Annotated in this window: 30 protein-coding genes; all 30 read right to left on the bottom strand. The window is 63.4% G+C overall.

What is annotated here, in order from left to right; translation table 11 throughout:
- Window positions 1-49: 49 nt before the first annotated feature.
- On the bottom strand, window positions 50-439 hold the full coding sequence (gene rpsK / locus R9J51_RS17795) for a 30S ribosomal protein S11 (protein WP_008065643.1): 390 nt from the start codon (window positions 437-439) through the stop codon (window positions 50-52).
- A gap of 54 nt (window positions 440-493) precedes the next feature.
- On the bottom strand, window positions 494-862 hold the full coding sequence (gene rpsM, locus R9J51_RS17800) for a 30S ribosomal protein S13 (RefSeq protein WP_022675075.1): 369 nt from the start codon (window positions 860-862) through the stop codon (window positions 494-496).
- Between the two features lie 343 nt (window positions 863-1,205).
- The gene (locus R9J51_RS17805) at window positions 1,206-2,318 is read right to left on the bottom strand and encodes a hypothetical protein (protein ID WP_179562252.1); all 1,113 of its coding nucleotides are present in this window, start codon (window positions 2,316-2,318) and stop codon (window positions 1,206-1,208) included.
- A gap of 63 nt (window positions 2,319-2,381) precedes the next feature.
- On the bottom strand, window positions 2,382-3,026 hold the full coding sequence (locus R9J51_RS17810) for an adenylate kinase (RefSeq protein ID WP_168556937.1): 645 nt from the start codon (window positions 3,024-3,026) through the stop codon (window positions 2,382-2,384).
- A 32-nt stretch (window positions 3,027-3,058) separates the two neighbouring features.
- Complete coding sequence (gene secY, locus R9J51_RS17815) at window positions 3,059-4,426, bottom strand: preprotein translocase subunit SecY (RefSeq protein WP_168556936.1); 1,368 nt, start codon at window positions 4,424-4,426, stop codon at window positions 3,059-3,061.
- 192 nt (window positions 4,427-4,618) lie between these two features.
- The gene (gene rplO, locus R9J51_RS17820; protein ID WP_179505279.1) at window positions 4,619-5,098 is read right to left on the bottom strand and encodes a 50S ribosomal protein L15; all 480 of its coding nucleotides are present in this window, start codon (window positions 5,096-5,098) and stop codon (window positions 4,619-4,621) included.
- 483 nt (window positions 5,099-5,581) lie between these two features.
- Window positions 5,582-5,758 (bottom strand): 50S ribosomal protein L30, encoded by a 177-nt coding sequence (gene rpmD, locus R9J51_RS17825; protein WP_168556934.1) that lies wholly within the window; start codon window positions 5,756-5,758, stop codon window positions 5,582-5,584.
- A gap of 6 nt (window positions 5,759-5,764) precedes the next feature.
- Window positions 5,765-6,487: a 30S ribosomal protein S5 gene (gene rpsE / locus R9J51_RS17830; protein WP_168556933.1), complete on the bottom strand. Its 723-nt coding sequence runs from the start codon at window positions 6,485-6,487 to the stop codon at window positions 5,765-5,767.
- 2 nt (window positions 6,488-6,489) lie between these two features.
- Complete coding sequence (rplR, locus tag R9J51_RS17835) at window positions 6,490-6,840, bottom strand: 50S ribosomal protein L18 (protein ID WP_168556932.1); 351 nt, start codon at window positions 6,838-6,840, stop codon at window positions 6,490-6,492.
- On the bottom strand, window positions 6,840-7,373 hold the full coding sequence (gene rplF / locus R9J51_RS17840; RefSeq protein ID WP_168556931.1) for a 50S ribosomal protein L6: 534 nt from the start codon (window positions 7,371-7,373) through the stop codon (window positions 6,840-6,842). Before rplF ends, rplR begins: the two co-directional genes overlap by 1 nt.
- Window positions 7,373-7,768, bottom strand: coding sequence for a 30S ribosomal protein S8 (rpsH, locus tag R9J51_RS17845; RefSeq protein WP_168556930.1), 396 nt, complete (start codon window positions 7,766-7,768; stop codon window positions 7,373-7,375). Before rpsH ends, rplF begins: the two co-directional genes overlap by 1 nt.
- 12 nt (window positions 7,769-7,780) lie before the next feature.
- The gene (gene rpsN, locus R9J51_RS17850; RefSeq protein ID WP_168556929.1) at window positions 7,781-8,086 is read right to left on the bottom strand and encodes a 30S ribosomal protein S14; all 306 of its coding nucleotides are present in this window, start codon (window positions 8,084-8,086) and stop codon (window positions 7,781-7,783) included.
- 28 nt (window positions 8,087-8,114) lie between these two features.
- Window positions 8,115-8,696 (bottom strand): 50S ribosomal protein L5, encoded by a 582-nt coding sequence (gene rplE / locus R9J51_RS17855; protein WP_168556928.1) that lies wholly within the window; start codon window positions 8,694-8,696, stop codon window positions 8,115-8,117.
- Window positions 8,689-9,006 (bottom strand): 50S ribosomal protein L24, encoded by a 318-nt coding sequence (gene rplX / locus R9J51_RS17860; protein ID WP_168556927.1) that lies wholly within the window; start codon window positions 9,004-9,006, stop codon window positions 8,689-8,691. The genes rplE and rplX overlap by 8 nt, the downstream gene beginning before the upstream one ends.
- Window positions 9,006-9,374 (bottom strand): 50S ribosomal protein L14, encoded by a 369-nt coding sequence (gene rplN, locus R9J51_RS17865; RefSeq protein ID WP_022675053.1) that lies wholly within the window; start codon window positions 9,372-9,374, stop codon window positions 9,006-9,008. The genes rplX and rplN overlap by 1 nt, the downstream gene beginning before the upstream one ends.
- An 88-nt stretch (window positions 9,375-9,462) precedes the next feature.
- Entirely contained in the window at window positions 9,463-9,732 is a 270-nt protein-coding gene (gene rpsQ, locus R9J51_RS17870; protein WP_110762456.1) for a 30S ribosomal protein S17, read from the bottom strand.
- Between the two features lie 11 nt (window positions 9,733-9,743).
- Window positions 9,744-9,950 carry a 50S ribosomal protein L29 gene (gene rpmC, locus R9J51_RS17875; protein ID WP_022675055.1) on the bottom strand — a complete coding sequence of 69 codons (207 nt, stop codon included), beginning with the start codon at window positions 9,948-9,950 and terminating at the stop codon, window positions 9,744-9,746.
- A gap of 9 nt (window positions 9,951-9,959) precedes the next feature.
- On the bottom strand, window positions 9,960-10,394 hold the full coding sequence (rplP, locus tag R9J51_RS17880) for a 50S ribosomal protein L16 (protein ID WP_110762455.1): 435 nt from the start codon (window positions 10,392-10,394) through the stop codon (window positions 9,960-9,962).
- A gap of 22 nt (window positions 10,395-10,416) precedes the next feature.
- Complete coding sequence (gene rpsC, locus R9J51_RS17885; protein WP_168556926.1) at window positions 10,417-11,112, bottom strand: 30S ribosomal protein S3; 696 nt, start codon at window positions 11,110-11,112, stop codon at window positions 10,417-10,419.
- Between the two features lie 3 nt (window positions 11,113-11,115).
- Window positions 11,116-11,493 carry a 50S ribosomal protein L22 gene (gene rplV, locus R9J51_RS17890; RefSeq protein WP_168556925.1) on the bottom strand — a complete coding sequence of 126 codons (378 nt, stop codon included), beginning with the start codon at window positions 11,491-11,493 and terminating at the stop codon, window positions 11,116-11,118.
- Window positions 11,493-11,771, bottom strand: a complete 279-nt coding sequence (rpsS, locus tag R9J51_RS17895) for a 30S ribosomal protein S19 (protein WP_022675059.1) — start codon at window positions 11,769-11,771, stop codon at window positions 11,493-11,495. Before rpsS ends, rplV begins: the two co-directional genes overlap by 1 nt.
- Window positions 11,772-11,777: 6 nt before the next feature.
- A complete protein-coding gene (gene rplB, locus R9J51_RS17900; RefSeq protein WP_168556924.1) occupies window positions 11,778-12,614 on the bottom strand; it encodes a 50S ribosomal protein L2 in 837 nt (278 codons plus the stop codon).
- A gap of 16 nt (window positions 12,615-12,630) precedes the next feature.
- Window positions 12,631-12,936: a 50S ribosomal protein L23 gene (locus R9J51_RS17905; protein WP_022675061.1), complete on the bottom strand. Its 306-nt coding sequence runs from the start codon at window positions 12,934-12,936 to the stop codon at window positions 12,631-12,633.
- Window positions 12,929-13,552 (bottom strand): 50S ribosomal protein L4, encoded by a 624-nt coding sequence (gene rplD / locus R9J51_RS17910; protein ID WP_179505280.1) that lies wholly within the window; start codon window positions 13,550-13,552, stop codon window positions 12,929-12,931. Before rplD ends, R9J51_RS17905 begins: the two co-directional genes overlap by 8 nt.
- A gap of 3 nt (window positions 13,553-13,555) precedes the next feature.
- Complete coding sequence (rplC, locus tag R9J51_RS17915) at window positions 13,556-14,281, bottom strand: 50S ribosomal protein L3 (protein ID WP_168556922.1); 726 nt, start codon at window positions 14,279-14,281, stop codon at window positions 13,556-13,558.
- 336 nt (window positions 14,282-14,617) lie between these two features.
- Window positions 14,618-14,929 carry a 30S ribosomal protein S10 gene (rpsJ, locus tag R9J51_RS17920; protein WP_011444906.1) on the bottom strand — a complete coding sequence of 104 codons (312 nt, stop codon included), beginning with the start codon at window positions 14,927-14,929 and terminating at the stop codon, window positions 14,618-14,620.
- Between the two features lie 149 nt (window positions 14,930-15,078).
- Window positions 15,079-16,269 carry an elongation factor Tu gene (gene tuf, locus R9J51_RS17925; RefSeq protein WP_168556921.1) on the bottom strand — a complete coding sequence of 397 codons (1,191 nt, stop codon included), beginning with the start codon at window positions 16,267-16,269 and terminating at the stop codon, window positions 15,079-15,081.
- 89 nt (window positions 16,270-16,358) lie between these two features.
- Window positions 16,359-18,431 (bottom strand): elongation factor G, encoded by a 2,073-nt coding sequence (gene fusA / locus R9J51_RS17930; protein ID WP_168556920.1) that lies wholly within the window; start codon window positions 18,429-18,431, stop codon window positions 16,359-16,361.
- 105 nt (window positions 18,432-18,536) lie between these two features.
- Window positions 18,537-19,007: a 30S ribosomal protein S7 gene (gene rpsG, locus R9J51_RS17935; RefSeq protein WP_022675066.1), complete on the bottom strand. Its 471-nt coding sequence runs from the start codon at window positions 19,005-19,007 to the stop codon at window positions 18,537-18,539.
- A 106-nt stretch (window positions 19,008-19,113) separates the two neighbouring features.
- The gene (gene rpsL, locus R9J51_RS17940) at window positions 19,114-19,485 is read right to left on the bottom strand and encodes a 30S ribosomal protein S12 (protein ID WP_022675067.1); all 372 of its coding nucleotides are present in this window, start codon (window positions 19,483-19,485) and stop codon (window positions 19,114-19,116) included.
- Window positions 19,486-19,518: the final 33 nt, after the last annotated feature.

Raw genomic sequence — 19,518 nt, forward strand, 5'->3', positions numbered from 1 at the left:
GCGGGTGTGGCGCGCGTGGTACCTCGCGCGCCACTCGCCAAAAGGCAGGTCAGACGCGACGGCGCTTGGAAGGACGCACGCCGTTGTGCGGGATCGGGGTCACGTCACGGATCGCCGTGATCGTGAAACCAACCGCCTGCAGCGCGCGCAGCGCGCTTTCGCGGCCCGAGCCGGGGCCCTTGACTTCGACTTCCAGGGTACGGACGCCGTGTTCGGCGGCCTTCTTGCCGGCATCGTCCGCAGCCACCTGGGCGGCGTACGGAGTGGACTTGCGGCTGCCCTTGAAGCCCATCATGCCGGCAGACGACCACGAGATGGCGTTGCCCTGGGCATCGGTGATGGTGATCATGGTGTTGTTGAAGCTGGCGTTCACGTGCGCAACACCGCTGGTGATGTTCTTGCGCTCGCGGCGCTTAATGCGCTGGGGTTCGCGTGCCATGTGTTGAATTCCTGTCGAGAAACCGTTGGGAAGATCCTGCCTATGCGGCGGATCTTACTTCTTCTTGCCGGCGATCGGCTTGGCCTTGCCCTTGCGGGTGCGCGCGTTGGTGTGCGTGCGCTGGCCACGGACCGGAAGACCCTTGCGGTGACGCAGGCCACGATAGCAGGCCAGGTCCATCAGGCGCTTGATGTTCATCGCGGTTTCGCGACGCAGATCGCCTTCCACGGTGTGCTCGGCGTCGATCGCTTCACGGATCTGGAGCACTTCGGCGTCGGACAGGTCCTGAACGCGGCGGGCATGATCGATGCCGAGCTTGTCGGCAATCTGGCGGGCCTTGAACGAGCCAATGCCATGAATGTAGGTCAGCGCCACGATCACGCGCTTGTTGGTGGGGATGTTGACCCCGGCAATACGAGCCACTTGTTTCTCCGTTTGCTCCACAGGGCGCCGAATCGGCTTCTTGCACCCTATCTCATCGCGACAACACCCGCCGAAAAACGCCAAATTGCAGCCCGCGCAAGCATTTGCCCCGGACTTCAAAAGACCCTTCTCGTTCGAGTGAAAGGCGCGCTTAGGCTTTTTGCAGGGAAAGGTCAACCACAAAGGGCACGTTCACCACGCTGTCGGGTGAACGTGCGGCCATCCCGTAAGCGCGGGGGCCACCTTGGCGACGCCACCTTATACGCCACAAGCGCGTCGGCGCAAAGCATCGATTCGCGTGAGCCGCCATCGATCGCCCATCCGGGCATGTCGCCCGCGTCACTCAGTGGCTGTCATCCCCGCCCAAGGCGGCGTCGAACGCGGCCTGGGCATCCTTTTGCGCCGACGCCTCATCGCCAGGCGCCACCGGCGCAGGGCGAGGCTTGGTCTTGGGTGGCGCCACCTTGGCCGGCGCGGGCTTGGCGGGTGCCGGCTTTGCAGGCGCCGCCCGGGTCGGCTCTGGCTTGGCCGCAGCGGAAGTCTTTTCGGCCGGCTTTGGCGCGGGACGCGCCGGCGCGACCTTGGCCGGCGCAGGCCGTACCGGGGCAGCCTTCACCGGCGCGGCGGGCACAATCGCGCCACCCTCGTCCGGCACGCTCAGGCCGTCATCGTCGTCCACCGGCGGCACCGTGGTCCGCTTGCGCGGCAAAGCCGGCAGCCCACGCAGCGTGGCGGGCGGGCGCCCGCTGATGGGCGCCCCATCGGGATCGAGCGAAGGCCCTTGCGGCACGCTGCGCACCAGTGGAACGACCGGCGTCGCCTCGCCGCTGCCAACCGAGGCGGGCGGCGTGACGATCGGCACCGCGCCGTCCGCCGCCAGAGCGCCGCCCAGCTTGTCTGCCAGGCGGGCGATCTGCTGCCCCAGCATGCGATCGACCGCCGGGGCGATCTGGTCGGGGCGATAGCGCATGTAGCCACCCACGACATATTCGAAGAGAATGCGGGTCCCGCGCTCATTGCTCTTGAGCGTGATGGTCAGCGCGCCAAGCAGGGCTTCGCTCTGCAACGGACCCAGCGCGCCCGACAGCCGCAAGGCCCGGCCCGGCTCGGCATAGATCACGCGCATGTGCTGGACGCTGCCAGCCAAGGCCCCTGCCCCGCCCTGCTTGGAAGGCGGCAGCTTCTCGCAGAAGCAGCCACCGGCCACGGGATCGAGCGTGAGATTGGCCGCTTCACCCGAAAAGGTGTGCTCGCTCGACCACCATGTGGCCGGCTTGACCAGCGCGCGCCAGGCTTCCGGCGCGGATACGCCGACATCGGCAGTCTGGCGCACCACGAAGCCGCGTTCATCGCTCGCCAGGATTTCGGCATGCGCGGGCGTAGCGAGCGCCGCAGCGCCCGCAAAAGTGGGGAAAAGGAGCGCTGCGACCCTGCCTGCAAGCCGTGATCGCACCATTGCACTCCTTTTCCGCCGCCAAAATCCGTCTTCCTGCCGAAAATAGCAGAAAGCAGCGGCGAATTAAGCCAGAATCGCCTCGATCGATGCGGTTACCGCATCCATGTCCGCCATCCCGTCCACGCGCGAAACGATGCCGCGCGCTTCGTAGATCGGCAGGATCGGCGCGGTCTTGGCACGATATTCGGCCATGCGCGTGCGCACGGTTTCCTCGTTGTCGTCGGGCCGGCGCTTAAATTCGTGGCCACCGCACTTGTCGCAGGTGCCCTCGACCTTGGGCTTCTCGAACGTGTCGTGATAGCCCTTGCCGCACGTGGCGCAGGTGTAGCGACCGGTGATACGGGCAACGAGCGCGTCCTCGTTCACCTCAAGCTCGATCACATGGTCGAGCTGGCGGCCGCGGCTGGCCAGGATCGCATCGAGCGATTCGGCCTGCGCCGCGGTGCGCGGATATCCGTCGAAGATCGCCCCGGTGCCGGCGCCCATCGCGTCGAGTTCGTCACCGATCAGAGCCGAGACGATCTCGTCCGAGACCAGCTGGCCCGCTTCCATCACGGCCTTGGCCTGGAGGCCGACCGGCGTGCCGGCCTTGACGGCGGCGCGCAGCATGTCGCCGGTGGACAACTGCTTGAGGCCGTGGCGCTCGACCAGACGCTGGGCCTGGGTGCCTTTGCCGGCGCCCGGCGGGCCGAGAAGAATGATATTCACTGTGGCAGTCCCCCTCTTTGTCACCTGCGCCTTCAGCGCAGTCGGCCTTTCAGCTTGGCCTTCTTGATCAGGTCGCCGTACTGGTGCGCCAGCAGGTGCGACTGGATCTGGGTGATCGTATCGACCGTCACGTTGACCACAATCAGCAGGCTGGTGCCGCCGAAGAACAACGAGCCCATGCCTGTCTCGGCCATGATCCATTCCGGCACGACGCAAACGAACGTGATGTAGGCCGCGCCCAGGACGGTGATGCGGGTCAGCACATAATCGAGATATTTCTCGGTGTTCTTGCCCGGGCGAATGCCGGGGATGAAGCCGCCGTTGCGCTTGAGGTTCTCGGCCGTTTCTTCCGGATTGAACACCACTGCGGTGTAGAAGAAGCTGAAGAACACGATGCCCAGGGCATAGAGGATCATGTAGAGCGGCTTGCCATGGCCCAGGTACTGGTTGAGCCCGATGATGATCTGGCCCCAGGTGGTATCGGGCGAGATCGACTTGCCGGCGAACTGGGTGATGGTGAGCGGCAGCAGCAGCAGCGAGCTGGCGAAGATCGGCGGGATCACGCCCGCGGTGTTGAGCTTGAGCGGCAGGTGGCTGCGATCGGCGGCCATCATCCCGCGCTGTGTCGCGCGCTTGGGATACTGGATCAGCAGGCGCCGCGTGGCGCGCTCGAAGAAGCAGATCAGGATGATGACACCGACCAGGAGCGCCATGACCCCGGCGATGACGAAGCCGTTGAGCTGGCCCGAACGGCCCTGCTCGAACAGGTTGCCCACGAACTTGGGCATCTGCGCCACGATGCCGGCCATGATGATCAGCGACGTGCCGTTGCCGATGCCGCGCGCGGTGATCTGTTCGCCCAGCCACAGCAGGAACATGGTGCCGCCGATCAGGCTGATCACGGCGGTGATGCGGAACAGCACGCCCGGCAGCACGACCGCCTGGATACCGCTCGATGCGCCATAGGCTTCAAGGCCGGTGGCAATCGCATAGCCCTGCACGGCGGTGAGGAACACCGCGCCATAGCGGGTGTACTGGTTGAGCTTCTTGCGCCCGCTTTCGCCTTCCTTCTTGAGGGCGGCGAGCGCTGGGTGGAGCGAAGCGGCCAGCTGCACTACGATCGAGGCGGTGATGTAGGGCATCACGCCGAGCGCGATCAGGCTCATGCGCTGGAGCGAACCGCCCGAAAAGGCGTTGAAGATGTCGAGGATCCCGCCGCGCGTCTGGTTGTACAGCGTTTCCAGGATCAGCGGGTTCACGCCGGGCAGCGGCACGAAGCTCAAGAAGCGGAACACGATCAGCGCACCGATGGTGAACCAGATGCGGTTCTTGAGTTCGGTCGCCTTCGAGAAGTTCGACAGGTTGAGATTGCTGGCGATGTTGTCGGCGCGGGATGCCATGGTCGGGTATCAAGCCTTGCTGTGGCCCGGTCCGGCCGACGCCCGCTTCCAAAGCATCCGCTTCGGATGGTGTCAGGCCCCGCCCGGCGGGCTGCGCGTCAATATGGTGCGTTCAATACTGTACGGGCCATATAGGACGGGCGCAGGGATGCAATAACCCCCGCGCCCGTTTTACGCGATAATTAAAAGGTCTCAGGCTTCGGCAGCAGCCTTAGCGAGGGTCACTTCGACCGCGCCGCCCAGCTTTTCCACCGCAGCCACGGCGCCCTTGGAGGCACCGGCCACCTTGAAGCTGACCTTGGTGGTCAGTTCGCCCTTGGCCAGCAGGCGCACACCATTCTTGCCGCCACGGGCCAGGCCGGCGGCCTTGAGCGCCGCGTGATCGACCACGCCCGATACGTCGAGCTTGCCGGCGTCGATGAACTTCTGGATCAGGCCCAGGTTCACTTCGGCATAGTCCTTGGCGAAGATGTTGTTGAAGCCGCGCTTCGGGATGCGCATGTGCAGCGGCATCTGACCGCCTTCGAACCCGTTGACGGACACGCCCGAACGCGCCTTGGCACCCTTCTGGCCGCGGCCAGCGGTCTTGCCCTTGCCCGAGCCGATGCCACGGCCCACACGCATCCGGCCCTTGCGCGAGCCGTCGTTGTCGGAAATCTGGTTGAGCTTCATGATGTGCACTCGCTTTCGCTTTGAGTCGCGCTGATAGGAAGTTGCGGCCCTTAGTGGCTTGCGGCGGGCTTGTCACCCCCTCAGGGTGATTCGTGGGCCGACATCCCGGAATCCTTTGGATGGAACGGCCAGGCCAAGCGCCATGCCCACGCCCTTCGACAAGCTCAGAGCGAACGGACGCTCGGTTATCAAATCCGTCCGGGCTGAACCATAGCAATCCGGTGAACGCGGCTGTCAGGTCGCGGCGTTCCGACGTTTTACACGCTGCTCGAGCCACCAATCATTTTGCCATTCTTCGTAGCCACCTGAGTGCGCCCTCAAGAGCGTTCGCTCAGGAGCAGCCAAAGGCGGGGAACGCCGGGTGGATACGCCGAGCCTGTCGAAGCCGACATATCTGAGAGCGCAACGCAGCCGCAAACGAAAAGCCCCGCGCATCAAAAGATGCGCGGGGCTTTTCAAAAGGCTCTGCTCTGGAGGCTATGGTCAGTCGACCACGGCCACCATGTGCGGCAGCTTGGCGATGGCGCCACGGGTTTCGGCGGTGTCTTCCACCTCGACCACGCGGTGCATCTTGCCCAGGCCCAGACCGATCAGAATCTTCTTCTGATGTTCCGGGCGACGGATCGGCGAACCGATCTGCTTGATCTTGATCTTCGCCATGACCGATTACTCCGCGATGGCTTCGGCGGCGGCTTCGGCTTCGACTTGCGAAGCGCCACCACGACCGAGCAGATCAGCGACCTTCTTGCCGCGACGCTGGGCGACAGACTTCGGCGAAGTCTGGTCCTGCAGCGCGTCGAAGGTGGCGCGGATCATGTTGTAGGGGTTCGAGGTGCCGACCGACTTGGTCACCACGTCGTGCACACCCAGGCTTTCGAAGACGGCGCGCATCGGGCCGCCCGCGATGATGCCCGTACCGGCCGGGGCCGAGCGGACATTGACCTTGCCCGCACCGAAACGGCCCTTGCCGTCGTGGTGAAGGGTGCGGCCTTCCTTGAGCGGAACGCGAACCATCTTCTTCTTGGCCGAGGCAGTGGCCTTGGTGATGGCTTCAGGCACTTCGCGGGCCTTGCCGTGGCCGAAGCCCACGCGACCCTTGCCATCGCCGACCACGACCAGCGCCGCGAAGCCGAAGCGCTTACCGCCCTTGACCGTCTTCGAGACGCGGTTGATGTGAACGAGCTTTTCGATCAGCTCTTCACCCTGGTCCTCGTCGTTGTTGTTGTTGCGGCCACGACGGTCGTCGCGACGGCCACGGCCGCCACGTTCACCGCGTTCGCCACGCTCGCCGCCACGGCCACGACCGCGACCGCGACCTTCGCGCTGCTCGCCACCGGTCTGTTCGACGGGGGCAGCGGCATCGCCCTGCAGGTTGGTTTCGTCAGCCATGATCAGAACTCCAGGCCGCCTTCGCGGGCAGCATCAGCCAGCGCCTTGACGCGGCCATGGAACAGGTAACCGCCACGGTCGAAGACGACGGTGGTGACACCGACTTCCTTGGCCCGTTCGGCGATCTGCTTGCCCACCAGGGCAGCGGCGTCGATGTTGGCGCCGATCGACTTCTCGCCCTTCACCAGCGACGAAGCGGCAGCCAGGGTACGGCCGGCAGCATCGTCGATGATCTGCGCGTAGATGTGACGGCCCGTGCGGTGCACGGAAAGACGCGGGCGACCGCCCGAGCGCGCCTTGAGCGCGGTACGGACGCGGCGGCGGCGGCGATCGAAGAGAGACAGCTTGGCCATTACTTCTTCTTCCCTTCCTTGCGGAAGATGAACTCGCCACGGTACTTGATACCCTTGCCCTTGTAGGGTTCGGGCTTGCGCCAGCGGCGAATTTCGGCCGCAACCTGGCCGACCTTCTGCTTGTCGATACCCGAGATTTCGACCGTGGTGTTATCCGGGGTCTTGATCTCGATGCCTTCCGGCACGGCGAAATCGACGTCGTGGCTGTAGCCGAGCTGCAGCTTCAGGTTCTTGCCCTGAGCGTTGGCGCGATAGCCGACGCCGGTGATGTCCAGGATCTTGGTATAGCCCTGGGTCACGCCGGTGACGAGGTTGGAGACGAGGGTGCGCTGCATGCCCCAGAACGCGCGAGCGCGCTTGGTGTCATTGGCAGGCTTCACCGAGATCGTACCGTCTTCGACGGCATAGGCGATGTCGTCGACGAGCGAGAGCGTGAGGGTGCCCTTGGGGCCCTTCACGGTCAGCACGCCGTTCGCGATGTCAGCGGTGACGCCACTCGGGATCGCCACCGGCTTCTTGCCGATGCGGCTCATCAGAACACCTCCGCCAGCACTTCGCCACCGACGTTGGCAGCGCGTGCTTCGGCATCCGAAAGCACGCCCTTGGGCGTCGAGACGATGGTGATGCCAAGGCCGTTGCGCACAACCGGGAGTTCCTTGGAACCCGAGTAGACGCGGCGACCAGGCTTGGAGACGCGGGCCACATGCTTGATCGCGGGCTGGCCTTCGAAGTACTTCAGCTCGATGCGCAGCTGCGGGTGGGCGCCGGTGGCGTCCTCGCTGAAGCCACGGATATAGCCTTCGCGCTGGAGAACTTCGAGAACGTGCGCACGCAGCTTGGAAGCGGGCGAGAGGACCGAGTCCTTCTTCGCCTGCTGGCCGTTGCGGATACGGGTGAGCATATCACCCAGGGGGTCGGTCAATGCCATCGTAGAGGCTCCTTACCAGCTCGACTTCGTCACGCCGGGGATGAGCCCCTTGTTGGCGAGATCGCGCAGTTCGATGCGGCAGAGACCGAACTTGCGGTAGTAGCCACGCGGGCGGCCGGTGGTGTTGCAACGGTTGCGGACACGCGTGGGATTCGCGTTACGCGGCAGCTCGGCCATCTTCAGACGGGCAATGAGGCGCTCGGTTTCGTCGAGCGATTCATCGTCGGCCTGGGCCTTGAGCGCGGCGTACTTGGCCGCAAACTTTTCAACGAGCTTCTTACGACGCTCGTTCTTGTTGATCGAACTCAGTTTCGCCATGGACTTAAGCTCTTTCCTATGACTGGCTTCAGGCGGCCTGCGCCTGTTCGGCGGCTTCCTGCGGGAACGGGAAACCGAACAGGCGAAGCAGTTCACGTGCCTCGTCGTCGGTCTTGGCGGTGGTGGTCACGATGATGTCGAGCCCGCGCACCTTGTCGATCTGGTCGTAGCTGATCTCAGGGAAAATGATCTGTTCCTTGAGACCCATCGCATAGTTGCCGCGGCCGTCGAACGACTTGGGGTTGAGACCCCGGAAGTCGCGAATGCGGGGCATTGCGATGGTGATCAGGCGGTCCAGGAATTCGTACATGCGTTCACGGCGCAGGGTGACCTTGCAACCGATCGGCATGCCTTCACGCAGCTTGAACTGCGCGATCGACTTCTTGGCCTTGGTGATCACGGGCTTCTGGCCGGCGATCAGCTCCATTTCGGCAGCGGCGGTCTGGACCTTCTTCTTGTCCTGGCTCGCTTCGCCAACGCCCATGTTCAGCGTGATCTTGTCGATCCGCGGAATTTCCAGGTCGTTCTTGTAGCCGAACTTCGCCTTCATCGCGGCAGCGATTTCAGCGTCGTACTTGCCCTTGAGGCGCGGAGTGTACTTGTCAGCCATCGATGGCCTCCCCGGACTTGACGGCCACGCGAACCTTCTTGCCATCGCGGGTTTCGAAGCGGACGCGGGTGGGCTTGCCATCCTTGTCGGCCACGGCGACCTTCGAGATGTGCAGCGGCGCTTCGAAGCGATCGATGCCACCCTGCGGGTTCTGCTGGCTGGGCTTGCGGTGACGGGCAGCGACGTTCACGCCGGCAACGACGACCTTGTCTTCCTTGGGAAGAACCTGGAGGACGGTGCCGGTACGGCCCTTGTCCTTGCCCGAACGAACGACGACGTTATCGCCCTTCTTGATCTTGGCGGCAGCCATTACAGCACCTCCGGGGCAAGCGAGATGATCTTCATGAAGCCCTTGCCGCGCAGTTCGCGCACCACGGGGCCGAAGATACGGGTGCCGATGGGCTCTTCGTTCTTGCCGACGAGCACGGCAGCGTTGCCGTCGAAGCGGATCACGCTACCATCGGGACGACGAACGTCCTTCTTGGTGCGCACGATAACCGCGCGATGGACGTCGCCCTTCTTGACACGGGCGCGGGGCTGCGCCTCCTTCACCGACACCACGATGATGTCGCCGACGCTTGCGGTACGACGCTTCGACCCGCCCAGCACCTTGATGCACTGGACGCGCTTGGCGCCGCTGTTGTCCGCGACGTCGAGATTGGATTGCATCTGGATCATTGATCCGGTTCCTTCTCACTGGCTTGCCGGAACCAGTCCGGCAGTTCCAAAAACGTGACGCTCCCTAAGACCGAGAACGGACGTTTTGTCAAACGTCCGCTTCGATCGCGGCGGTCTTCCCAGCCAGAACCCGGTCGATAACCTTCCAGGTCTTGAGCTTGGAGTAAGGTGCGGTCTCTTCGATCCGCACCGTTTCGCCGGTCTTGAAGGCATTCGCCTCGTCGTGGGCGTGATACTTCTTCGAGCGGCGGATGATCTTCCCGTAGAGCGGGTGCTTCACCTTGCGCTCGACCTTCACGACCACGGTCTTGTCGGTCTTGTCGGAAACCACGGTCCCGATAAGGATACGCTTGGGCATCGTGTGTCTCCTTAAGCCTTTGCAGTGCGAGCGCGCTCGCCCTGCAGAGTCTTGATCCGCGCGATGTCGCGGCGCACTTCCTTGATGCGCGCCGGACGCTCCAGCTGGCTCGTCGCCGCCTGGAAGCGCAGGTTGAACTGTTCGCGCTTCAGCTCGGCGAGGTCAGCAGTCAGCTGGTCGTCGCTCTTGACGCGGAGGTCTTCGAACTTAGCCATCATTCCCACTCCTTACTCGCCACCAAGGTGCGAGGTATCGCCGAGGCGAGCCACAACCTTGGTCTTGATCGGCAGCTTCATCGCTGCACGGCTGAAAGCTTCGGCGGCCAGGGGGCCGGCGACGCCGTCAAGCTCGAACAGGATCTTGCCGGGCTTCACGCGAGCGGCCCAGTATTCCACCGAACCCTTGCCCTTGCCCTGGCGGACTTCGGCCGGCTTCTTGGTCACCGGAAGGTCGGGGAAGATGCGGATCCAGAGACGGCCCTGGCGCTTGATGTGACGGGTGATCGCGCGGCGAGCCGCTTCGATCTGGCGAGCGGTGACCCGCTCCGGTTCCAGGGCCTTGAGGCCGTAGGAGCCGAAGTTGAGGTCGGTACCGCCCTTGGCGTTGCCGTGGAGACGGCCCTTGAACGCCTTGCGGAACTTGGTCTTCTTGGGTTGCAGCATGGTGCTAGCCTATCCTCAAGCCTCAGCGCGCCGGACGGACACCGGAGGTCTGTGCCTCCAGCATCAGGCGGTCCTGCGCCAGCGGGTCATGACCCAGGATCTCGCCCTTGAAGATCCAGGTCTTGATGCCGATCACGCCGTAGGCGGTGTGGGCTTCGGCTTCGGCGTAGTCGATGTTCGCGCGCAGGGTGTGCAGCGGAACGCGACCTTCACGGTACCATTCGACGCGGGCGATTTCCGCCCCGCCGAGACGGCCGCCGCAGGTGATCTTGATGCCTTCGGCACCAAGACGCAGGGCCGACTGCACGGCACGCTTCATCGCACGGCGGAAAGCCACGCGGCGCACGAGCTGGTCGGCAATGCCCTGGGCAACGAGCTTGGCATCGATTTCCGGCTTGCGGATTTCAACGATGTTCAGCTTCACGTCGCTGTTGGTGAGCTTGGCAAGCTTGGCGCGGAGCTTTTCGATGTCCGCACCCTTCTTGCCGATGATCACACCGGGACGGGCCGCGTAGATCGAGATGCGGCACAGCTTGGCCGGACGCTCGATCACCACCTTCGAGATGGCTGCCTGGGGCAGGCTCTCGACGATGAACTTGCGGATCTGAAGGTCTTCCTTCAGCAGCTGCTGATAGTTGCGCCCTTCGGCGTACCAGCGGCTATCCCAGGTGCGGTTGATCTGCAGGCGCAGACCGACGGGGTTCGACTTGTGACCCATGGATCAGGCCTCCTCGACTTCACGGACGACGATCCGAAGCCGAGAGATCGGCTTCAGGATGCGGGTCGACTTGCCGCGACCACGGGTGTGGAAGCGCTTCATCGTGATGGACTTGCCAACCGAGGCTTCCGCCACGACCAGCGAGTCGACGTCCAGGTTGTGGTTGTTTTCCGCGTTGGCGATCGCCGAGGCGAGCACCTTGCGGGCATCAACCGCCATGGCCTTCTTGGAGAAGGTCAGGACATTGAGGGCGTCTTCGGCCTTCATGCCACGGATCAGGGCGGCGACAAGGTTGAGCTTCTGGGCCGAACCACGGATCGTGGTGTTGACCGCAAGAGCTTCCTTTTCACCGACGCGGCGGGGAGCAGCAGACTTGCTCATCAGCGCTTGCCCTTCTTGTCAGCGGCGTGGCCGGGGAAGTTGCGCGTCGGCGCAAATTCACCAAGCTTGTGGCCGACCATCTCTTCGCTCACGGAGACGGGGATGAACTTCTGCCCGTTGTAGACGTTGAACGTCAGACCAACGAACTGCGGAATGATGGTCGAACGACGCGACCAGGTCTTGATCGGGCCAGCGCGGCTGCCAGCATCCTGGGCCACTTCGGCCTTCTTCAGGAGGTGCAGGTCGACGAAGGGGCCCTTCCAGACGGAACGTGCCATGGGGTCTTACCTCTTCTTCTTCGCGTGGCGCGAACGAATGATGAACTTGTCCGTCTTCTTGTTGTGACGGGTGCGGGCGCCCTTGGTCGGCTTGCCCCACGGAGTAACCGGATGACGGCCACCCGAGGTGCGGCCTTCACCACCACCGTGCGGGTGGTCGACCGGGTTCTTTGCCACACCGCGCGTCAACGGACGACGGCCAAGCCAGCGGTTGCGACCGGCCTTGGCAAGGTTCTGGTTGGAGTTGTCGGGGTTCGACACGGCGCCAACGGTGCCCATGCAGTCGCCACGCAGGTAGCGCTGTTCGCCCGAGTTCAGGCGAACGATCACCATCCCGCGGTCACGACCGACGAGCTGGACGTAGGTACCGGCCGAACGGGCGATCTGACCGCCCTTGCCCGGCTTCATTTCCACGTTGTGGATGATGGTACCCACCGGCATCTGCGACAGGAGCATCGCATTGCCCGGCTTCACGTCGGTCTTTTCACCGGCAACCACCACGTCGCCCACGGCCAGGCGCTGCGGCGCCAGGATGTAGGCCTGCTCACCGTCTTCGTACTTGACGAGGGCGATGAACGCGGTGCGGTTGGGATCGTATTCCAGACGTTCCACAGTGGCCGGCACGTCCCACTTCCGACGCTTGAAGTCGATGAAGCGGTACTTCTGCTTGTGACCGCCCGCGATACCGCGGCTGGTCACGTGGCCCTTGTTGTTACGGCCGCCGGTCTTGCTCTTGCCTTCGGTCAAAGCCTTGACAGGCTTGCCCTTCCAGAGCGCCGACTTGTCGACGAGGACCAGGCCGCGACGGGCGGGGCTGGTCGGGTTATAGCTCTTGAGTGCCATGGTCTATGCCTTCGCCTCAGATACCGCTGGTGACGTCGATCGACTGGCCGGCGGCCAGAGTCACGACGGCCTTCTTGACGTCGGTGCGCTTGTAGGGCTTGCCCTTCCAGCGCTTGGTCTTCCCCTTCTGGGTCAGCGTGTTCACCTTGGTGACCGTGACATTGAAGAGGGCTTCCACCGCCGCCTTGATCTCCGGCTTGGTCGCCTTTTCGGCAACCTTGAAGACCACGGCATTGTTTTCGCTCAGCAGCGTCGCCTTTTCGGTGATGTGGGGAGCCACGATCACGTCATAGTGACGCGTGTCGATTGCGTCCTTAGCCATTGAAACGCGCCTCCAGCTTCTCGACCGCGGCGCGCGTCAGCACCAGCGTATCATGCTTCAGGATGTCGTAGACGTTGGCGCCGATCGCGGGGAGGACGTTGACGCCGACGATGTTGCGGGCCGCGCGGGCGAAGCCCTCGTTGACCTGCTCACCATCCACGACGAGCACCTTCTTGCCGAAGCCCGCCTTGGCGAGCGTGCCGGCCAGGACCTTGGTCTTCGCTTCGTTCAGTTCCAGGGTGTCGATCACGACCAGGCCGCTCTTGGCCTTGGACGAGAGCGCCATCTTGAGACCGAGCGCGCGCACCTTCTTGTTCAGCGAAACGCTGAAATCACGAACGCGCGGACCATGGGCCTTGCCACCGCCGATGAAGATCGGGGCCTTGCGGTCGCCGTGACGAGCGGTACCACCACCCTTTTGACGGCCGAACTTCTTGCCGGTGCGGGCAACGTCCGAACGCTCGCGAGCGCCACGGGCCGTGCCACGACGGTTTTCGAGCTGCCAGGTCACAACGCGGTGCAGGATGTCGGCGCGCGGTTCGAGACCGAACACGTCATCTGCAAGTTCCACGTCGCCGGCGGCCGAACCGTCCAGATTGAGGACTTGAACCTTCACGACTTAGCCCTCCTGGCCATCGGCGGCTTCGGGAGCGGCCTGTTCGTTGGTGTTGGCGGCCTTGAGGCCGGCGGGATAGGGTGCTTCCGCGTGGCGAGCGACCTTGACCGCGTCACGAACGAGCAACCAGCCATTCTTCGCGCCAGGGACCGAGCCCTTGACGAAGATCAGGCCGCGCGCATCGTCGGTGCGAACGATTTCAAGGTTCTGCTGGGTGCGCTGACGGTCGCCCATGTGGCCGGCCATCTTCTTGTTCTTGAAGACGCGGCCCGGATCCTGGCGGTTACCCGTCGAACCGTGGGCACGGTGCGAGATCGACACGCCGTGCGTGGCGCGCATACCGCCGAAGCCCCAACGCTTCATGGCGCCGGCAAAGCCCTTGCCCTGGGTGTGGCCAGTGATGTCCACGTACTGCCCTGCAACGAAGTGCGAAGCGGCGATGCTGGCACCGACATCGAGCAGCGCGTCATCGGCGACGCGGAACTCGGCGACCTGCATCTTCAGCGGAACTTCGGCCTTGGCGAAGTGTTCGCGCTGCGGCTTGGCAACGTTCTTCTGCTTGGCTTCGCCAGCACCCAGCTGAAGCGCGACGTAACCGTCACGTTCGGCAGTGCGGACCGAAACCACCTGGCAATCTTCGAGCGAAAGGACGGTGACCGGCACGTGCCGACCATCTTCCTGGAACAGGCGGGTCATACCCACCTTCTTCGCGATCACGCCGGTGCGCATGATCTCATACTCCTCACAGAGGCCTTCGAGGGCCCATCCCCCAAAGGCGTGTTCAGCCCGTATAAGAAGCATGCCCCGTCCGGGCTGAGTGCCCCTGCCTGAACAGGAGCGAACGGGGGACGCTTTCCCGACCCTTTGCGCAGCACCCTGGAGAGGGCAGCGGCACGAGCGGGCCGGAGGTATCCCTTTTGTCGCGGCAGAACGGATTTTCCGCCAAACCAGCCTCAGGGCCGGAAGAGATGGTGGATCACAAGTGATCCGAAACTGGAAACCGATGAGGCTCGGTCAAGCCGCCCTGCCCGCCACACATGTGGGGGCGGGACCAGGGCGCTGGCATCAGGCCAGCTTGATCTCGACGTTCACGCCGGCAGCGAGGTCCAGCTTCATCAGCGCGTCGACGGTGGCAGCGTTGGGCTGCACGATGTCAAGCAGGCGCTTGTAGGTGCGGACTTCAAACTGTTCGCGCGACTTCTTGTCGATGTGCGGACCGCGGTTGACGCAGAACTTCTCGATGCGGGTCGGCAGCGGAATGGGACCACGAATCAGGGCGCCGGTGCGGCGGGCGGTGTCCGCGATTTCACCAGTGGCCTGGTCCAGCACGCGATGATCGAAGGCCTTGAGGCGAATGCGGATGTTCTGGGCTTCCATGTCCGTTTACCGATGCGAAAGAGCGAATAACAAAAACCAGCCGCCCTGCCCTTACAATCCCCTCCCGATGGATGGGGAGAAAGCGGGACGACTGATCGAAAAAGACCGTCCGGCGGGAGAGCGAATCTCCCGCCGGTCCGGCGCCTATATTACTTCGTGATCTTGCTGACAACCCCCGAACCGACGGTACGGCCGCCTTCGCGAATTGCGAAGCGGAGACCTTCGTCCATGGCGATCGGCGCGATCAGCTTGACCGACAGGGTGAGGTTGTCGCCCGGCATCACCATTTCGGTGCCTTCGGGGAGAACCACTTCACCGGTCACGTCGGTGGTGCGGAAGTAGAACTGCGGGCGGTAGTTGGCGAAGAACGGCGTGTGACGGCCACCTTCATCCTTCGACAGCACGTAGACTTCCGCCGAGAATTCGGTGTGCGGCGTCACCGAACCGGGCTTGGCAAGAACCTGGCCACGCTCGACTTCTTCACGCTTGATGCCACGGATCAGGGCGCCGATGTTGTCGCCAGCTTCGCCCTGGTCGAGCAGCTTGCGGAACATTTCCACGCCGGTGACGGTGGTCTTCTGGGTGTCCTTGAGGCCGATGATTTCGACTTCTTCACCCACCTTGACGATGCCGGTTTCGACGCGGCCGGTCACAACCGTACCACGGCCCGAGATCGAGAACACGTCTTCGACGGGCATCAGGAAGGGCTTGTCGGTCGGACGCGGCGGCTGCGGGATGTAGCTGTCGACAGCTTCCATCAGCGCGTTGATCGAGTTCTTGCCGATGGCGTCGTCACGACCTTCGAGAGCGGCCAGAGCCGAACCCTTGACGATCGGAATATCGTCGCCCGGGAAGTCGTACGACGAAAGCAGTTCGCGCACTTCCAGCTCGACGAGTTCGAGGATTTCCTCGTCGTCAACCTGGTCGACCTTGTTCATGTACACGACCAGAGCCGGCACGCCGACCTGGCGGGCGAGCAGGATGTGTTCGCGGGTCTGCGGCATCGGGCCGTCAGCAGCGTTCACCACCAGGATCGCGCCGTCCATCTGGGCAGCACCGGTGATCATGTTCTTCACGTAGTCGGCGTGACCCGGGCAGTCGACGTGCGCGTAGTGACGGTTGGCGGTTTCATACTCGACGTGGGCGGTCGAGATGGTGATGCCGCGTTCGCGCTCTTCGGGAGCCTTGTCGATGTTGGCATAATCGGTGAACTGGGCGCCGCCGGTTTCCGACAGGACCTTGGTGATCGCTGCGGTCAGCGTGGTCTTGCCATGGTCAACGTGACCGATGGTGCCGATGTTGCAGTGCGGCTTGTTCCGCTCAAACTTAGCCTTGGCCATTGTTCAAACCTTCTATTCGCTTGTCTGTGAATTCTGCGGGGTACGGCACCCGACGGAATCAGGCGCCGCCCCTAGCCTGATCAGAGTGATCAGGCAAGCTTCTCCTTGACCTCAGCCGCGACATTCGCCGGAACTTCGTCATAGTGGGAGAATTGCATGGTGTACTGCGCGCGCCCCTGCGTGAAAGAACGCAGCTGGTTCACGTAGCCGAACATGTTCGCGAGCGGCACCATGGCCTCGACGACCTGGGCATTGCCCCGGCTGTCGGTGCCCTGGATCTGCCCACGACGCGAGTTCAAGTCGCCGATGACGTCACCCATGAATTCCTCAGGGGTCACCACTTCGACGCTCATGATCGGCTCGAGCAGCTTGATGCCGGCCTTCTGGGCGGCTTCACGCATGGCACCACGACCGGCGATTTCGAAGGCCAGGGCCGACGAGTCGACGTCGTGGTACGCACCGTCGTAGAGCAGGATTTCAAAGTCGATGATCGGGAACCCGACGAGCGAGCCGGTAGCGGCCGTTTCGCGCATGCCCTTTTCAATCGCGGGAATATATTCCTTGGGAATATTACCGCCCTTGATTTCGTCCTTGAAGATGATGCCCGAACCACGTTCGCCCGGCGTGACCTTGACCTTCACGCGGCCGAACTGGCCGGTACCACCCGACTGCTTCTTGTGGGTGTAGTCGAGGTCGACCGGCTTGCCCAGGTATTCGCGGTAGGCCACCTGCGGTGCGCCCACGTTCGCTTCAACCTTGAACTCGCGACGCATGCGGTCGACGATGATGTCGAGGTGCAGTTCGCCCATGCCCTTGATGATCGTCTGGCCCGATTCGTGATCGGTCGAGACGCGGAACGAGGGGTCTTCGGCGGACAGGCGATTGAGCGCGATGCCCATCTTTTCCTGGTCGGCCTTGGTCTTGGGCTCCACCGACAGCTCGATAACCGGCTCGGGGAATTCCATGCGTTCGAGCACGATCGGCGCGCGTTCGGCGCAGAGCGTGTCGCCCGTGGTGGTTTCCTTCATGCCGGCCAGCGCGATGATGTCGCCAGCGAACGCTTCGTCCACGTCCTTGCGGTCGTTGGCATGCATTTCGAGCATGCGGCCGACCTTTTCCTTCTTCTGCTTCACCGAGTTCAGGTACGTGCCCTTGGTCAGCGTGCCCGAATAGATGCGGATGAAGGTGAGCGAGCCCACGAACGGGTCGTTCATGACCTTGAACGCCAGAGCCGAGAACGGCGCGTCGTCCTGGGGCGGACGGCTGTCCTTCTCGTCGCTGTCGACCTTGACGCCCTGGACGTCTTCGATGTCGAGCGGCGAAGGCAGGTAGTCGACCACGGCGTCGAGCAGGGGCTGTACGCCCTTGTTCTTGAACGCCGAGCCGCAGCACACCGGCACGAACGAGTGGTTCAGCGTGCCCTTGCGGATCAGCTTCTTGAGCGTTTCGGCGTCGGGCTCGTTGCCTTCGAGATAGGCTTCCATCGCCTCGTCGTCCTGCTCGACGGCGAGTTCGATCAGTTCCGAACGATAGATCGCGGCTTCGTCAGCCAGGTCGGCCGGGATTTCTTCATAGAAAAATTCGGCGCCGAGCGATTCGTCCTTCCAGATGATCGCGCGGTTGTTGACCAGGTCGACCAGGCCCTTCAGATCGGCTTCGAGACCGATCGGAATGTAGAGCACGGCAGGCTTGGCACCGAGGCGGTCGATGATCGACTGCACGCAGTACTTGAAGTTCGCACCGGTGCGGTCGAGCTTGTTGATGAAGCACATGCGCGGCACGCCGTACTTGTCGGCCTGGCGCCACACGGTTTCCGACTGCGGCTCAACGCCGGCAACGCCGTCGAAGCAGGCAACCGCACCGTCGAGCACGCGCAGCGAACGTTCGACTTCGATGGTGAAGTCCACGTGGCCGGGGGTGTCGATGATGTTGATGCGGTGGTCGTTCCAGAAGCAGGTCGTCGCGGCCGACGTGATCGTGATGCCGCGTTCCTGTTCCTGTTCCATCCAGTCCATGGTCGCGGCGCCGTCGTGCACTTCGCCGATCTTGTAGGACTTGCCGGTGTAGTAAAGGATGCGCTCGGTTGTCGTCGTCTTGCCGGCGTCGATGTGCGCCATGATACCGATGTTGCGGTAACGCTCGAGCGGATGGCTGCGGGCCATGGTGGTGTTCCTTGGGTTCGGGAAGGGCCGGATTGCTCCGGCCCACCCCATATGGTTACTGCTGTGACCGTTTGAAGACGGCCACGTGACCAGTTTTTCGGAAGCTTACCAGCGGTAGTGGCTGAACGCGCGGTTGGCGTCGGCCATGCGGTGGGTGTCTTCGCGCTTCTTGACGGCGTTGCCGCGGTTGTTGGCAGCGTCCAGCAGTTCGGCCGACAGGCGGGCCGACATGGTGGTTTCCGAACGGTTGCGCGCAGCCGTGATCAGCCAGCGAATGGCCAGGGCCTGGGCGCGCTCGGGGCGCACTTCCACGGGAACCTGGTAGGTCGCACCACCGACGCGGCGCGAACGCACTTCGATGTGCGGCTTCACATTGTTGAGCGCATCGTGGAACAGCTGCACCGGATCCGCCTTGGCGCGGGTCTGCATGGTGTCGAGAGCGCCATAGACGATGCTTTCGGCAACCGACTTCTTACCGTCGAGCATGAGGTTGTTCATGAACTTCGACAGAACCTGATCACCGAACTTCGGATCGGGCAGGATGACCCGCTTTTCCGGACGACGACGACGTGACATATTGAATTCCTTCTGACCGGGCCAGCATCAAAGCCAGCCGCTCATTTCCGGCATGGTGGCCTGGCGGGGCACCGCGTGCCCCCACCCGCCACGCTTGCGGCCACGATTACTTGGGACGCTTGGCGCCGTACTTCGAACGGCTCTGCTTGCGGTCCTTCACGCCCTGCGTGTCGAGCACGCCGCGCAGCACGTGGTAGCGCACGCCGGGAAGGTCGCGCACACGGCCGCCGCGGATCAGCACCACGGAGTGTTCCTGAAGGTTGTGGCCTTCGCCGGGAATGTACGAAATGACTTCGCGGCTGTTGGTCAGACGGATCTTCGCGACCTTGCGGAGAGCCGAGTTCGGCTTCTTCGGGGTGGTCGTGTAGACGCGGGTGCAAACGCCGCGCTTCTGCGGGTTCTGCTCCATCGCAGGGACCTTGCTCTTGGCCTTCTGCGGGACGCGACCCTTGCGGATCAGCTGGTTGATCGTAGGCATGAAGTACTCTTCACCTTGGTTGTGGCAACGCCG

It is taken from the genome of Novosphingobium rhizosphaerae (assembly GCF_050920675.1).
Lineage (GTDB): Bacteria > Pseudomonadota > Alphaproteobacteria > Sphingomonadales > Sphingomonadaceae > Novosphingobium > Novosphingobium rhizosphaerae.